This is a genomic window from Segniliparus sp., from assembly GCF_051660745.1.
GTDB lineage: Bacteria > Actinomycetota > Actinomycetes > Mycobacteriales > Mycobacteriaceae > Segniliparus.
On sequence record NZ_JBOFQF010000027.1, the window covers coordinates 16,483 to 29,960 of the forward strand.

Consider the following 13,478-nt stretch of genomic DNA (forward strand, 5'->3'; position numbering starts at 1 on the left):
ATTCCGCCCCGATCCTCGGGCGCTCCGAGGGAAGAAGGTCCCATGACAGAGCAGGCATACACGGCGGCCTCGCGCGCCGCAGTGGCCACAGACCGTTCCCACCGCTACGGCAAGCAGCTGGTGGCGCACCTCGGCCGCAAGCACGGGGGCGAGTGGGACGCGGACGCGGGCTCCGGGTGGATCGAGCTGGCGGGCGGCAGGGCGACTGTCGCCGCCGCCGAGGACTCGTTGCAACTGCGGGTCGTCGCCTCGGACGAGGACTCGCTGACTGCCCTCGAAGACGTCGTCGGCCGCCACCTCGTGCGCTTCGGCGAGCAGGACGGGCTCAGCGTGACGTGGGAGCGCGACGGCGAGGCCCGGTGATCTCGTGGGACCTCGCAGGCCGGGGAGCCGGGCGCTCTATTCGAAACGTCATAACAAAGTGCTACCGTTGAGCCGTGACCGCCGTCCATCCCCCTGTCGCCCCCTCTGACGAGGCGGTGGCGCACGAGGTGCGCGAGCTGGCCCGTCGGGCCAAAGCCGCCTCGCGGCAACTCGCGCTCCTGTCCACCGCGCAGAAGAACGAGGCGCTGCTCGCCGTCGCCGAGAAGATTGTCGCCAGGACGGACGACGTCCTCGCTGCCAATGCTTTGGACGAGGAGGCCGGAGCCTCGGCAGGCATGTCCGAGAGCCTCAAAGACCGGCTGCGCCTCACTCCGGCCAGGATCGAGGGCGTCGCCTCGGGGCTGCGCCAAGTCGCCGCGCTCGCCGACCCGGTCGGCGAAGTGGTGGACGGGCGCACCCTGCCCAACGGCTTGAAGCTGCGCCAGGAGCGGGTGCCGCTCGGCGTGGTCGGCATTGTCTACGAGGCCCGGCCGAACGTCACGGTGGACGGGTTCGGGCTCGCTTTCAAATCGGGCAACGCGGTGCTGCTGCGGGGCTCCGCCTCGGCCGCCCGCTCCAACGAGGCCCTCGTCGCCCTCGTTCGCGAGACGCTCGCCGAGCGCGGGCTGCCCGAGGACGCGGCGCAGCTGCTGCCCAGCGCCAGCCATGCGAGCGTCACCGCGCTCGCCCAAGCGCGGGGCCTGGTGGACGTGATCATCCCGCGCGGCGGGGCGGGGCTCATCAACGCCGTCGTCGCCCAGGCGACCGTGCCCGCCATCGAGACCGGCGTCGGCAACTGCCACGTCTTCGTCCACGCCGCCGCAGACCTCGACAAGGCGGTGGACATACTGGTCAACGCGAAGACCCGCAGGCCGAGCGTCTGCAACACCGCCGAGACCGTGCTGGTGGACCGGGCGATCGCCGCCGAGGCGGCGCCGAAGATCCTCGCGGCGCTCAGGGCGGCGGGCGTGACCGTGCACGGCTCGGAGTCCGATCTTCCGGGCCAGGGCCTGGTCCCCGCGACCGACACGGACTGGGCCGAGGAGTACTTGTCCCTCGATATCGCGCTCGCGGTGGTGGACGGCGTGGACGGCGCGGTCGCCCATATCGACCGATGGGGCACCGGCCACACCGAGGCCATCGTCACCAAAGACCTCGCCGCCGCGCAGGAGTTCGCCGCACGGGTGGACGCGGCGGCGGTCATGGTGAACGCCTCCACCGCTTTCACCGACGGCGAGCAGTTCGGGCTCGGCGCGGAGATCGGCATCTCCACCCAGAAGCTGCACGCCCGTGGCCCGATGGGACTGCCCGCCCTCACCAGCACCAAATGGGTGGTCTGGGGAGACGGCCAGGTGAGGTCCGCGTGACGACTTCCACAGACCAGAAGATCCAACCGTTCTTCGCCGACGTCGCCGACGTGCGGGAGCGCCTCAAACAGACCGGCTACCTCGCGAGCGAGGCCGTGGCGACGGCAGTCTTCCTCGCGGACCAGCTCGGCAAGCCGCTCTTGGTGGAGGGCCCGGCGGGCGTCGGCAAGACCGAGCTCGCCAAGGCCGTCGCGCAGGCGGCGGGCGCGCGGTTCGTGCGGCTGCAATGCTACGAGGGCGTGGACGAGTCCCGCGTGCTCTACGAGTGGAACTACGCCATGCAGATCCTCCGGGTGCAGACCGGCAAGGACGTCGGTTGGGAAGACACCAAGAGCGACATCTTCACCGAAGAGTTCCTCTTGGAACGGCCGCTGTTGACCGCGATCCGCCAGACCGGGCCGACGACCCTGCTCATCGACGAGATCGACAAGGCGGACGTCGAGGTGGAGGGCCTGCTGTTGGAGGTGCTCTCCGACTTCGCCATCACCATCCCCGAGCTCGGCCCGATCGAGTCGATCCGCCGCCCCTTCACCCTGCTCACCTCGAACGCGAGCCGGGAGCTCTCCGAGGCGCTCAAACGCCGCTGCCTCTTCCTGCACATCGACTTCCCCGATCCGCACCTGGAGCGGGAGATCCTCGCCGAGCGGGTGCCGCAGCTGCGCCCCGCGATGGCGGAGCAGCTGATCCGCGTGGTCGGCGTGCTGCGGGGCCTGAGCCTGAAGAAGCCGCCGTCGGTGGCCGAGAGTATCGACTGGGCGCGCACGCTCATCGCGCTCGGCCAGGGCGACGCCTCCAAACTGTCCGACAAGACGATCGCTGCGAGCCTCGGGGCCGTGCTCAAGCACCGGGGCGACCACGACCTCGCCCGGCAAGAGCTGAAACTGTAGCGATGTCCTCGCGCTTCCGGCTGCCCGACTTCCCCACGCTGCGCAAAGCTGCGGAGCGTCAGATCGAAAAGCTGTCGGCCAACGAGAAACCGTCCGACCGGGAGCGGCCCGCCGCGATTTCCGAGCCCGCCCCGCCCCGCCCCTCGCCGCTGGACGGGGTGAGCGAGCGGATGGTGAGCCTCGTCGAGGCGCTGCGGGACGCGGAGGTCGGCGTGAGCCCCTCCCAGGTCATCGACGCGGGACAGGCGATGTCGGTGATCGACCTCCTCGACCGCGAGCAGCTGCGCGAAGCCCTCGCGGCCACGCTTTTGCAGCGCTCGGAGCACCGGCGGATCTTCGACGGGCTCTTCGAGCTGTGGTTCCCCGAGCGAGAAGGCCTTGGCGAGGGCGGCGACGACGCGGTCGAGCTGCCGCTCGACGCCGAGGGGGAGATCGTCCAGGCCGCGCTCAACGACATGCTCGCCGAGCTCATGGCGGACGACTCGCCGCAGGCCCAGCGCAGGCTCGGCCAGCTGGTGGCCGCTATCGTCGACCGCCTCGGCCGGTACCAGTCCTCGCGGGGCGACTCGTTCTCCGCCTACCAGGCCACTCGTCGCCTCCAGCTCGACGGCCTCGTCGAGCGGCTCGTCCACGGACTCCTCGTCGGAGCAGGCGACCCCGGAGGGAGCAGCCGGAGCATCGCGGAGGCGGACGCCCGGCAGCGCGTGGCGCGGCTCGAGGACGAGATCCGGCAGGAGACCAGCCGCAGGGTCGCGGAGGTCCAAGGCCGCCAGCGGGTCGCGACGTACTCGGTCCGCCCGCCGCTCTCCGTCCTCAACGTCCAGCAGGCGACGAACGCCGAGCTCATGGTGATGCGCCGGGAGATCGTCACCCTCGCGCGCCTGCTCGCGAACCGGCTCGCCCAGCCGAGGCGGGCGGGCGCGGGGCAGCGGATCGATCTGCGCAAGACCCTGCACCGCGCGCACGCGACCGCCGGGGTGCCGGTGAAGCTGGTGCAGAAAAAACCCCGGCCCAAGCGCCCGGACCTCGTGGTCCTCTGCGACGTCTCCGGGTCGGTCGCGTCGTTCAGCCAGTTCACGCTGCTCTTGGTGCACGCGCTGCGCGAGCGCTTCTCGCGGGTGCGCGCCTTTGCCTTCGTGGACCGGATCGACGAGATCACGCAGTTGTTCGTCGAGTCTGCGGACCTCGCCGAGATGGTCCGGCGGGCGCTCACCGAGGCGGACGTGGCGGGGCCGTCGGGGCACTCGGACTACGGCAGGGCCTTCGGCCTTTTCATCGAGCGTTTCGAGGACTCGCTCACCCGAAACACCTCGCTCCTGATCCTCGGGGACGGGCGGACGAACTACCTCGACCCGAACCTGGACGCCCTGCGCGAGATCACGAGCAAGGTGAAGCACGCGCATTGGCTGAACCCTGAGTCGGAGAAGGGCTGGGGGAGCGGCGACTCGGAGGCCGACCGCTACCAGAGCGTCCTGCCGATGCACGAGTGCCGCAACGGCCGCCAGCTCGCGGAGTTTATCGGCAAACTCCTCCTCGCCAACAAATGACGACGGCCCGAGCGGCGTGATCGGCTCAGGCCTTGTGCGTCAGGCCTTGTGCGCGCGCAACAGCCAGGCCGGGGATTTGACGCGGCCCTTCTCGTCGCGGCCGAAGTCCGGGAGCGCCACGCCTTCGGGGATGTCCTTGAGCTGGGCGGGGTCCAAGTTCGCATGGATGAAGGCGGGCCGGATCTCATCGATCGCCCAATGCTTCGAGACCGCCGCGCGCAGCTCCGGCTCGTCCACGCCGTTCGGCCCGGGGGTGCCCTCCGGCAGGTAGGAGAACGCGCTCTTGTCGAAGACAAGCACGACATATTTCGCGCCTGGCGCGCCCGCTCGCGCGGCTGAGGACAGGTAGCCGTCGCGCAGCTCGACGGGCAACGAGTGGAAGAGGGTGGAGTCGACAATGGTGTCGAAGCGCCCGTCGTAGCCGGTGAAGGAGCTGATGTCCGCGACTTCGTAGCTGGCCCGGTCCGCCAGCCCGCGCTCCTGCGCGGCTTTGGCGGCGGCGGCGATGGCCGCGGGGGAGAGGTCGAGCCCAACGACGGTGTGCCCGAGGGCGGCGAGCTTGAGGGAGGTCTCCGCGTGCCCGCAGCCCGCGTCGAGGACTGTCCCCGCGATCTCGCCGGACTCGATGAGCGCGTTGATCTCCGGCTGCGGCTCGCCGATGTTCCACGGGGGCTCCCCGGCGATCCGGTCGGACTCGCCCCGGTAGACGTCGTCCCATTGCATCACTTGGTTCACGTCGCTCATGAGAGCTCCTCGCTTTCTGGCTTTCGCCTTCCCTGAATGTCAGGAATATTGACACATAAAACCCTACGCCGAGATGCCGAAGCCCGGGAGGGTAAAGTGATATAAATCACTTTACCGGAGGCAGGAGTCGGGCAGCCGTCTCGGTCCTGGGCCGCGCGTCGCCAACTCGTCGCCCCAGTTCAACGTGGCGCAGCTCTTGAGCGACAGGCAGCCGCAGCCGATGCAGCCGGTGAGCTCCGCCTGCATCCGCTCGATCGCGCTCCGCCGGGCCTCGAGCTTGTCGTGCCACTTCGTCGCGATTCTGCGCCAGTCGGCGCGGGTCGGGCTGCGGTCCTCGGGCAGGCATGCGAACACTTCGGCGACCTCGGAGAGCGCGATGCCGAACCTGCCCGCGACCAAGATGATCGAAACCCGGCGGAGCACGTGCCGGGGGAATCGGCGCTGATTGCCCGCCGTGCGGGTCGACCGGATCAGGCCGAGCGATTCGTAATAGCGCAGCGCGGACACGGCGGCCCCGGTCCGTTCGGCCACCTCGCCGATGGTGAGCAGCTGGTATTTGGCAGACGGCACGTCCCGCCCTCCTCGCAAAATCGCCTTGACCTCAAGCCCGCTTGAACATTTAGGCTAGACCCATGCAACAGACGGGTTCCTGGCGGGAGCTGCTCGGCAAAAAACATGCCCCGGCCGCGTTCGTCCTCGCGGCGGGGATCGCGCTCTACGCCGTCAACGTCTATCTCACCGCGAGCCTCCTGCCCAGCGCGGTCGCCGAGATCGGCGGGGAGCGCTACTACGCGTGGACCGCGACCGCGTTCCTGATCAGCTCGGTCCTCTCGGTGACATCGGTCGGGGCGCTGGCCGGAGCGTGGGGGCCGAGGAACTCGTATTTGGCGGCCCTCGCCCTGTTCGGGCTCGGGACGCTCGTCTGCGCCAGCAGCCACACCATGCCCGAGATGCTGCTCGGCAGAGCGGTCCAGGGCCTTGGCGGCGGCCTGCTGTCCGGGCTCGGCTACGCCACGATCAACTCGGCGCTGCCCGAGCACCTCTGGACGTACGCGTCGGGGCTGGTCTCTGCGATGTGGGGGGTCGGAACCTTTCTCGGCCCGGCGGCGGGCGGGCTGTTCGCGCAGGCGCACGCCTGGCGGTGGGCGTTCCTCGCGCTGCTTGTTGTCACCGTGCTCACCGCCGCCGCCACGCCGTTCGCCTTCCCCGAAAGCCGCCGGGCGCAGAAACCGGGGGGACTGCCGTCGCCGTTGTCGCTTGCCGCGCTCACGGGCGCGGCGCTCGCCGCAAGCGTGGCGAGCGCCGCGCCGTCCAAGCTCGCGCTCGCGCTTGCGCTCGGGACGGCGGCAGCGCTGTTGGCAGGCTTCTTCTGGGCCGACTCCCGCGCGGAGCACGGGGTGTTCCCGCCCACCGCGTACGCGCGCGGCTCCGCACTGCCGTGGGTCTACCTCGCCATCGGCGTGCTCACCGCCGCGACGGCGGTCGAGATCTTCATCCCCCTCTTCGGCCAGCGGCTCGGCGGGCTCTCGCCGCTCGCGTCGGGATTCTTCGGGGCGTTGTTCGCGGTCGGCTGGACGCTCGGCGAATTCTCCAGCGTCTCGGTGGCAGGCGAGCGGCGCGTGCGCGCCGTGCTCGTCGCCGGCCCGTTCGTGACCGCCTGCTCGCTCGCGGTCGCGGGATCGCTGCACCTGTCGTCGGCCCGGTTCGCGTTCGGAGCCGCCGTGCTGGTCGCGGGCTTCGGCGTCGGGATCGCGTGGCCGCATCTTGCCGTGCTCGCGATGCGCTCGGCCCGGGACCCCGTCGAAGGCGCGAAGGCCGCTGCGGGGATCTCGGTCGCGCAGTTGGTCACGGGGACGTTCGGGGCCGCCTTCGCGGGATTGCTCGTCAACCTCGCGGGGCCCGGGTACCAGCTCGCGGCGCGCTCCCTCTTCTTCGGGACGGCCCCGCTCGGGCTGATCGGGTTCTTCGCGGTCCTGCGCGCCATCCGCCGACCTCCGGATGCGCGTGGGCAGATCTGATCAGCGATTTCTGATACCGTTGCGCAATGCCATCGACGCCAGCGCCAGACACGCCTGCGCCGAGCCGCACACTGCGATTAGGCGTGATGGGCGGGACATTCGACCCGATCCACCACGGGCACCTGGTCGCGGCGAGCGAGGTGTCGGACCTGTTCGGCCTCGACGAGGTGTTGTTCGTCCCGAGCGGCAGGCCGTGGCAGAAGACGACCGGGAAGCCGCCCGCCGCCGACATCGGCGGCAGGGGGGTCACCGAGGCGGAGCACCGCTATCTGATGACGGTCATCGCCACCGCTGCCAACCCGAGCTTCTCGGTGAGCCGGGTGGACATCGACCGCCCGGGGGACACCTACACCATCGACACGCTCCGTGATCTGCGCCGCAAATACCCGGAAGCCGAATTCTTCTTCATCACGGGCGCGGACGCGCTCGCGAACATCTTGACCTGGCAGCGCTGGGAAGAGCTGTTCGAGCTCGCGAAGTTCGTCGGAGTTTCCCGTCCCGGCTACGAGCTGTCCTTGGAGGCGTTCGGCGACCGGCTCGCCGGGCTGCCGGAAGGCTCGGTGACCCTGGTCGAGGTGCCCGCGCTCGCGATCTCCTCGACAAACTGCAGAGAGCGGTCGCGCGGCGGCCGCCCGATTTGGTACCTCGTCCCCGACGGCGTGGTGCAATACATCGGCAAGCATCAGCTCTATCGACCGAGAGAGAAGAAGGACAAGACATGACGGCTACCCCCGAAGCGGTCGACCTCGCAAAGATCGCCGCTGCGGCGGCGGAGGACAAGCTCGCGAGCGACGTGGTGATCATCGACGTCTCCGAGCGGCTGGCGATCACAGATTGCTTCGTCATCGCCTCGGCTCCCAACGAGCGGCATGTGAACGCCATCGTCGAAGCCGTCGACGAGGCGGTGCGCCGCGCGGGCCACAGGGTGGTCCGGCGGGAAGGCGAGCGCTCCGGCCGGTGGGCGCTGCTCGACGCCATCGACGTCGTGGTGCACGTGCAGCACCGGGACGAGCGCGAGTTCTACAGCCTCGACCGGTTGTGGAAGGACTGCCCGAAGATCGAGCTCGCCGCCGGAGCCGCCGACGGCTCCCCCCTGCGGAACAGCCAGGCCGAGGCCGACGAGGACAGCCAGGGAGCCGAGGAAGAATGAGCGAGCTGACTCTCGTCCTGCTCCGCCACGGACAGACCGACTTCAATTTCAGCGGCCGCATGCAAGGGCATTTGGACCCGGACCTCAACGCGACCGGCCAGGCGCAGGCGGCTCGGTCGGCGCAGGAGCTCGCCAAGCGCGAGCCGCTGCTCATCGTCACCTCCGACCTCGTCCGGGCACGTCAAACGGCCCAGGCGCTGACCGAGGCCAGCGGCGTGGAGCTGCGCGTGGACACCCGGCTGCGGGAGACCGACCTCGGCCAATGGGAGGGGCGCACGCCTGCGGAGGTCGAGGAGACCCATCCGGGCGCGGTGGAGGAATGGCGGGCGGACCCGACGTACGCGCCGCCGGGCGGTGAAACCCGGGTGCAGGTGGGGGCCCGCGCGTTGGCGCTGGTCGACGAGCTGCGCGAGCAATTCTCGCTCTGGGGCGACGAGCCGGGGCGCCCGGTGGTCCTCGTCGCGCACGCGGGCGTGATCGGCGGGCTCACCGCAGCACTCCTCGAACTGCCGCTCGCCGAGTGGATGCAGGTCAGGGGCTTGGACAACGGGGCATGGCACGAGCTGCGCTGGCTTCCCGACGAAGGGCGCTGGCTCCGCGTCGCGGCCAACCAATCGCCCGAGGACGACTCGGGCGCCGCTCCTGACGGCGATGCCTGAGCCGACGCGGACGCTGCTCGTCCTCGCCGACTCGTTGTCGTATTTCGGCCCGAACGGCGGGCTGCCCGCGGATGATCCCCGCATCTGGCCGAACCTGGTGGCGGCCGAGCTCGGCTGGCGGCTCGAACTGGTCGCGCAGATCGGATGGACCAGCAGGGAGGCCTACTGGGCGCTGATCAAAGACCCGAGGGCCTGGGCCGCATTGCCCAAGGCGGGGGCGCTGGTCATCGCCGTGTGCGGCATGGACACGCTGCCGTCGCCGTTGCCGACCGGCCTGCGCGAGTCGATGCGCTACATCCGTCCGCCTGCGCTGCGCAGACGGGTGCGCGAGGCGTACCAATGGGCGCAGCCGAGGCTTGCGCCGCTGGGCTGGCCCATCGCGCTGCCCGCCCGGCTCACCGTCGAGTACCAGGAAGAGATCCGTTCCTCGATCAGGGCGCTGCGTCCCGATCTGCCGGTCGTCGCGACCTTGCCCTCCGTCCATCGCGCGCCGAGCTACGCGAAGGTGCACCGAGGACGGGCCAAGACCGCGGCGTCGCTCTCGGCGTGGGCGGCAAGCCACCAACTCCCTCTCGTGGACCTCAAAGCGGCGGTCGGCGAGCATGTGCTCGCAGGCCGGGGCAATCCGGACGGGATCCATTGGGGGTTCGAGGGGCATGAGCGGGTGGCCGCCGCGATGCTGGGCGCGCTTCGGGGGGCAGGCGCATGACCGTGCAGGTGGTCACCGACTCCGCCAGCTGCTTGAGCCCGGACCAGCTCGTCGCGCACGGGGTGCGCCAAGCCGCGTTGCACCTGCTGCTGGACGGGCGGGCGATCCCCGAAGACGACGACAGCCTTGGCGAGGACTGGTTGTCGCGGCCGGGCCTGTCGACATCCGGCGCGAACGAGGAAGAGCTCGCGGCCCTCTACGCGGAGGCGTTGGCGGAGAGCTCGGGCGACGGCGTGGTGGCGGTGCACCTCTCCGGAGCCTTGTCCGCGACCGTCGCGTCCGCGCAGGCCGCCGCTCGGCGATCCGGGCCAGGGGTCGTCGTGGTGGACTCGCGGCAAACGGCGATGGGGGTGGGGTTCGCGGCGCTCGCCGCAGCCCGCGCGGCCTCGCGCGGCGCGGCGCTCGACGAGGTGGCCGAGCATGCTCGCGCGGCTGCGGCCTCGGCGGCGACCTGGGGCTACGCGGACCGGTTGGACTGGCTGCGGCGCAGCGGGCGGATCCCGCGCACGACCTGGCTCGTCGGCACGGCGCTCTCGATCCGCCCCGTCCTGGGGCTCTCGGACGGGAAGTTGCACGTCGCCGAGCGGACCCGAACCCGTTCCCGGGCCCTCGACAAGCTCGTGGAGCTCGCCCGGGCGCATTTCGGGGACGGCGAGACCTCGGTGGCCATCCGCCACCAACAGGCCGAAGAGCACGCGGAGCGTTTGGCGGAAGCGTTGGCCGACCGGCTCCAAGTGGCGGGGAAAGTCGACATCGGCCCGGTCAACCGGGTGCTCGGGGCGCATGTGGGAGTGGGGGCCCTCATCCTCACCGGAATTCCGGCCACAAGCCTCTGAGCCGCCGGCCAAGTCTCTGAACACTTGTGGAGAACGGAAAACCGTTGTCCACATTCTCGTCAGACGGCCCATGGCGACGTCGCGGCGGCCCTAGCGTCGAAGCCATGAGCAAACACGACGTGTTCGAAGAAGAGTGGGGAGGCCCTGGTCTCGCGGGGAAGCGCGGGCGCGAGGAGGAGTACGAGGACGAGGAGTTCGAAGGCCCGCCGCCCAGCGCTCCGTGGTGGTCTGGTCGCGCCGCGATCGCCGCCGCGCTGTGCCTGGTCGGCTTCGTCGCATTGGGCTTCGTCGTCTTCGGCGCGACCAGGGACGACTCGAAAGCCGCGGCATACCCCGTCCTGCCGAGCGTCGTCCCGCCGACAGCCCCGGCCGCCGAACTGCCGCTGGCGACGGAGGCTCGCGAAATCGTGGTGAGCGTTGTCGGGGCGGTGCGCCGTCCCGGCCTGGCCCGGCTGGCCCCAGGAGCCCGAGTGTCCGACGCCCTCGAAGCGGCAGGCGGTCTGAGCCCTGAGGCGGAGGCTTCGGAGCTGAACCTGGCGCAGCGGCTGGAGGACGGGGACCAAGTCGTGGTCGGCGCTGCGGCGACTCCGGTCACCCCGGCTCTGCCCCAAGCGCAGGCTGCCCCTCCTGCCTCTCCTGCGCGGCGGGCCCCGGCCGCGAAGCAGGCCCCGAGCACGGACAGCCGTTGCGAATGCGGCGGGAACCGCCAGCCGGGCGGGCCGCATCCCAAGCGCGCGCCGACGAGCGTCAACACGGCGACGGAGGCGGAGCTGGACGCCGTCCCGGGGATCGGCAAAGGCATCGCCCGCGCCATCGTCCAGTACCGCGCGTCGCACGGCCGGATCCGCAGCCTCGACGAGCTGGCCAAGGTCAAACAAGTCGGCGCGGGCCGGTTGAAGAAGCTCCGTCCCTATCTCCGCCTGTGATCGGCCCGGCTCGGCTCGGTCCGGCGCAGATCGCCCCGGCTGCGGGCGCCTGGGCGGGCGCGGCGCTCGCCGTCGGGCTCGGGTGGCGCGTTGGGGCGGTCGCCGCCGCCCTCGCCGCGACAGTTTTGATCGTCCTCGCCGCGACGGCCATGCGGTCCGCGCAGCCGAGGGGGCAGGCCGATCTCCTCGCCCGGTGTCCGCGCTGGGGCCTCGCCGCGCTGGTCCTTTTCGCGGCGTCCTCGGCACTGTCCGCCGCGAGGGCGCACGAGGCGGAGTCCCATCCCCTCGCACGGCTCGCGCGGACGGGGGAGCGCGCCGAGCTTCTCGTGACCGTGTGGACGACCGACGATCCTCGGCCGGTGCGAGGAAACCGCGTGCTGGTCCCGGCGCGGCTGCGGTCGCCATGGGGCGGAGCAGCCGTTGCCGTGCTCGCGCCGAGGGCGCAGTACGAGTCCCTGTCCCCATGGCAAACCGTCACGTTCCGGGCGAAGGCGGCTCCGCCGCGCCGCCACGACCTCGCCGTCGCGTCGTTGACCGCGCTCGGGCCGCCGCAATCGGTCGGCCCGGTCTCCTGGGCGGCTCGGACGACGGGAGGATTGCGGGTTCGGTTCGCCGCCGTGTGCGAGCGAGTGCTGGCGGAAGACGAGGCCAAGATATTGCCCGCCGTTGTGCTCGGCGACAGCTCCCGGATCTCGGGGAAGCTGAAAGACGAGTTCCAGGACGCCGGGCTCACCCACCTCATGGTGGTGTCCGGGGCGAATTTCGCGATCGTCCTCGGCGCGCTGTTGTTCGCGTTGCGGTCCGTCGGGGCAGGACCTCGGCTGTCCGCCGTGCTCGTGCTCGCGGCGCTGGTCGGCCTCGTCTTCTTGGTGCGCCCTTCTCCGAGCGTGCTGCGCGCGGCGGCGATGGGGGCCTTGGGCCTCGTCGCGTTGTTCGCCGGGCGGCGGCGGCAGGCGGGCCACGCGTTGGTGGTCGCCGTTGTCGCGCTGCTCGTCGTCGACCCCGCGTTGGCGGTGGACTACGGATTCGTCCTCTCGGTCCTCGCCACCGGAGCCCTGCTGATCCTCGCGCCTCGGTGGCAGGAGGCGCTGACTGCCAAAGGGGCGCCGTCCGTGCTCGCCGGGGCGCTCGCAGCGAGCGCGGCTGCCCATGTGGCGACGGCTCCGGTGGTCGCGGCGCTCACGGGCAAGGCCAGCCTGGTCGCTTTGGCCGCGAACGTCGTCGTCGAGCCGGTTGTCGGGTTGGCGACGGTCCTCGGTTGTGCGGGCGTGGCGGCGAGCGCGCTGTGGGAGCCGTTCGGCGGCGTGGTCGTCCGTTTCGCGGGAGTGCCGACGGCATGGCTCGTTGCCGTCGCGAAGACGGCCTCCGCGTGTCCATACGGAACCGTCCGCACCGGATCGGGCTTCTCCGGGTTCGCTATAGCCTCTGGTATATCGCTCATGGCCGCTGGAGTACTGTGGCTCTGGAGACGGAGAACACGGTTCCACGAAAGAGAGTCGCTGTATGGCCTCGGCATCATCCACCTTCGACGTGCAGGCTCCAGCGGGCGCGCTGTCCGTCGAGCTGTTCGCCTCGGCAACACCGCCGCAAGGCCCCGTCCCCGGCGTGGTCATGGTCCATGACGCGATCGGCCTCGGCCAGGACACCCGCAAACTCGCGCAGCGAGTCGCTGACCAGGGTTATCTCGTCGCCCTCCCGAACCTTTACGCACGGGGCGGGGCACGCAAGTGCTTGCTCTCCACGATGCGGGCGATGCTCACGGGCGAGGGGACCGCGTTCGACGACATCGCGGCGGTCCGCGAGGCGCTCGTCGCCCAACCGGGCTGCAACGGGCGCACCGCGATCACCGGGTTCTGCATGGGCGGCGGGTTCGCGCTGCTCTTCTCTCCGAAGCAGACCTTCGACGTGTCCGCGCCGTTCTACCCGTCCGCGATAACTCGGGGGAAGCTGCCCAAGGGATACGAAGCGTTGCTGGAGCACTCGTGTCCTGTCGTGGCGAGCTTGGGCCGACGCGATCCCCTCCTCGGGAAGAACGCGGGGCCCGTGTTGGAGCAGGCCTTTGCCCGGCACGGGGTCCCGCACGACGTGAAGGTGTACGAGGAAGCCGGGCACTCGTTCGCCAACCAACTTCCACAGCCGTACGGAGCGATGGCGCGAGTGGTCGGGTTCGGCTATTCGCATGAGAGCGCGGAGGATTCCTGGCGTCGGGTCTTCAACTTTTTCGAAGAGCATTTGCTACCATCGAAATAGCGGCTATCCTCCCCCGAATCAG

The 13,478-nt window shown here is 70.6% G+C and carries 15 protein-coding genes; 13 read left to right on the forward strand and 2 right to left on the reverse strand.

Going from position 1 to position 13,478, the window contains the following annotated elements; genetic code table 11:
- Positions 1 to 42 precede the first annotated feature (42 nt).
- The 4 genes from ACRC20_RS07300 to ACRC20_RS07315 all read left to right on the forward strand — a co-directional run bounded on the left by ACRC20_RS07300 (position 43) and on the right by ACRC20_RS07315 (position 4,164).
- On the forward strand, positions 43 to 363 hold the full coding sequence (locus ACRC20_RS07300) for a DUF2218 domain-containing protein (protein WP_438685698.1): 321 nt from the start codon (positions 43 to 45) through the stop codon (positions 361 to 363).
- 74 nt (positions 364 to 437) lie between these two features.
- Positions 438 to 1,730: a glutamate-5-semialdehyde dehydrogenase gene (locus ACRC20_RS07305; RefSeq protein ID WP_438685699.1), complete on the forward strand. Its 1,293-nt coding sequence runs from the start codon at positions 438 to 440 to the stop codon at positions 1,728 to 1,730.
- A complete protein-coding gene (locus ACRC20_RS07310) occupies positions 1,727 to 2,617 on the forward strand; it encodes an AAA family ATPase (protein ID WP_438685700.1) in 891 nt (296 codons plus the stop codon). The genes ACRC20_RS07305 and ACRC20_RS07310 overlap by 4 nt, the downstream gene beginning before the upstream one ends.
- 2 nt (positions 2,618 to 2,619) lie before the next feature.
- Complete coding sequence (locus tag ACRC20_RS07315; RefSeq protein ID WP_438685701.1) at positions 2,620 to 4,164, forward strand: vWA domain-containing protein; 1,545 nt, start codon at positions 2,620 to 2,622, stop codon at positions 4,162 to 4,164.
- A 39-nt stretch (positions 4,165 to 4,203) separates the two neighbouring features.
- Here ACRC20_RS07315 and ACRC20_RS07320 read toward each other — a convergent pair whose 3' ends face one another.
- Positions 4,204 to 4,908, reverse strand: a complete 705-nt coding sequence (locus tag ACRC20_RS07320) for an SAM-dependent methyltransferase (protein ID WP_438685702.1) — start codon at positions 4,906 to 4,908, stop codon at positions 4,204 to 4,206.
- Between the two features lie 111 nt (positions 4,909 to 5,019).
- Positions 5,020 to 5,478: a redox-sensitive transcriptional activator SoxR gene (gene soxR / locus ACRC20_RS07325; RefSeq protein ID WP_438685703.1), complete on the reverse strand. Its 459-nt coding sequence runs from the start codon at positions 5,476 to 5,478 to the stop codon at positions 5,020 to 5,022.
- 62 nt (positions 5,479 to 5,540) lie between these two features.
- Between soxR and ACRC20_RS07330 the strand changes: the two genes are divergently transcribed.
- The 9 genes from ACRC20_RS07330 (at position 5,541) to ACRC20_RS07370 (ending at position 13,456) form a co-directional block, all read left to right on the forward strand.
- The gene (locus ACRC20_RS07330; protein ID WP_438685704.1) at positions 5,541 to 6,926 is read left to right on the forward strand and encodes an MFS transporter; all 1,386 of its coding nucleotides are present in this window, start codon (positions 5,541 to 5,543) and stop codon (positions 6,924 to 6,926) included.
- Between the two features lie 26 nt (positions 6,927 to 6,952).
- A complete protein-coding gene (gene nadD, locus ACRC20_RS07335) occupies positions 6,953 to 7,648 on the forward strand; it encodes a nicotinate-nucleotide adenylyltransferase (RefSeq protein WP_438685705.1) in 696 nt (231 codons plus the stop codon).
- Positions 7,645 to 8,076: a ribosome silencing factor gene (gene rsfS / locus ACRC20_RS07340; protein WP_438685706.1), complete on the forward strand. Its 432-nt coding sequence runs from the start codon at positions 7,645 to 7,647 to the stop codon at positions 8,074 to 8,076. The genes nadD and rsfS overlap by 4 nt, the downstream gene beginning before the upstream one ends.
- Positions 8,073 to 8,735: a histidine phosphatase family protein gene (locus ACRC20_RS07345; RefSeq protein ID WP_438685707.1), complete on the forward strand. Its 663-nt coding sequence runs from the start codon at positions 8,073 to 8,075 to the stop codon at positions 8,733 to 8,735. The genes rsfS and ACRC20_RS07345 overlap by 4 nt, the downstream gene beginning before the upstream one ends.
- Complete coding sequence (gene octT / locus ACRC20_RS07350) at positions 8,728 to 9,444, forward strand: diglucosylglycerate octanoyltransferase (RefSeq protein WP_438685708.1); 717 nt, start codon at positions 8,728 to 8,730, stop codon at positions 9,442 to 9,444. Before ACRC20_RS07345 ends, octT begins: the two co-directional genes overlap by 8 nt.
- Positions 9,441 to 10,280, forward strand: a complete 840-nt coding sequence (locus ACRC20_RS07355) for a DegV family protein (RefSeq protein ID WP_438685709.1) — start codon at positions 9,441 to 9,443, stop codon at positions 10,278 to 10,280. The genes octT and ACRC20_RS07355 overlap by 4 nt, the downstream gene beginning before the upstream one ends.
- 104 nt (positions 10,281 to 10,384) lie before the next feature.
- A complete protein-coding gene (locus ACRC20_RS07360; protein ID WP_438685710.1) occupies positions 10,385 to 11,206 on the forward strand; it encodes a helix-hairpin-helix domain-containing protein in 822 nt (273 codons plus the stop codon).
- The gene (locus tag ACRC20_RS07365; protein ID WP_438685711.1) at positions 11,203 to 12,828 is read left to right on the forward strand and encodes a ComEC/Rec2 family competence protein; all 1,626 of its coding nucleotides are present in this window, start codon (positions 11,203 to 11,205) and stop codon (positions 12,826 to 12,828) included. The genes ACRC20_RS07360 and ACRC20_RS07365 overlap by 4 nt, the downstream gene beginning before the upstream one ends.
- Positions 12,710 to 13,456, forward strand: a complete 747-nt coding sequence (locus tag ACRC20_RS07370; RefSeq protein WP_438685712.1) for a dienelactone hydrolase family protein — start codon at positions 12,710 to 12,712, stop codon at positions 13,454 to 13,456. Before ACRC20_RS07365 ends, ACRC20_RS07370 begins: the two co-directional genes overlap by 119 nt.
- Positions 13,457 to 13,478: the final 22 nt, after the last annotated feature.

Excerpts from the sequence above, each read along its gene's own strand:
- ACRC20_RS07300 (WP_438685698.1), top strand. The coding sequence starts at position 43 with ATGACAGAGCAGGCATACACGGCGGCCTCGCGCGCCGCAGTGGCCACA.
- ACRC20_RS07315 (WP_438685701.1), top strand. The coding sequence starts at position 2,620 with ATGTCCTCGCGCTTCCGGCTGCCCGACTTCCCCACGCTGCGCAAAGCT.
- ACRC20_RS07320 (WP_438685702.1), bottom strand. The coding sequence starts at position 4,908 with ATGAGCGACGTGAACCAAGTGATGCAATGGGACGACGTCTACCGGGGC.
- ACRC20_RS07330 (WP_438685704.1), top strand. The coding sequence starts at position 5,541 with ATGCAACAGACGGGTTCCTGGCGGGAGCTGCTCGGCAAAAAACATGCC.
- nadD (WP_438685705.1), top strand. The coding sequence starts at position 6,953 with ATGCCATCGACGCCAGCGCCAGACACGCCTGCGCCGAGCCGCACACTG.
- rsfS (WP_438685706.1), top strand. The coding sequence starts at position 7,645 with ATGACGGCTACCCCCGAAGCGGTCGACCTCGCAAAGATCGCCGCTGCG.
- ACRC20_RS07345 (WP_438685707.1), top strand. The coding sequence starts at position 8,073 with ATGAGCGAGCTGACTCTCGTCCTGCTCCGCCACGGACAGACCGACTTC.
- octT (WP_438685708.1), top strand. The coding sequence starts at position 8,728 with ATGCCTGAGCCGACGCGGACGCTGCTCGTCCTCGCCGACTCGTTGTCG.
- ACRC20_RS07355 (WP_438685709.1), top strand. The coding sequence starts at position 9,441 with ATGACCGTGCAGGTGGTCACCGACTCCGCCAGCTGCTTGAGCCCGGAC.
- ACRC20_RS07360 (WP_438685710.1), top strand. The coding sequence starts at position 10,385 with ATGAGCAAACACGACGTGTTCGAAGAAGAGTGGGGAGGCCCTGGTCTC.
- ACRC20_RS07370 (WP_438685712.1), top strand. The coding sequence starts at position 12,710 with ATGGCCTCGGCATCATCCACCTTCGACGTGCAGGCTCCAGCGGGCGCG.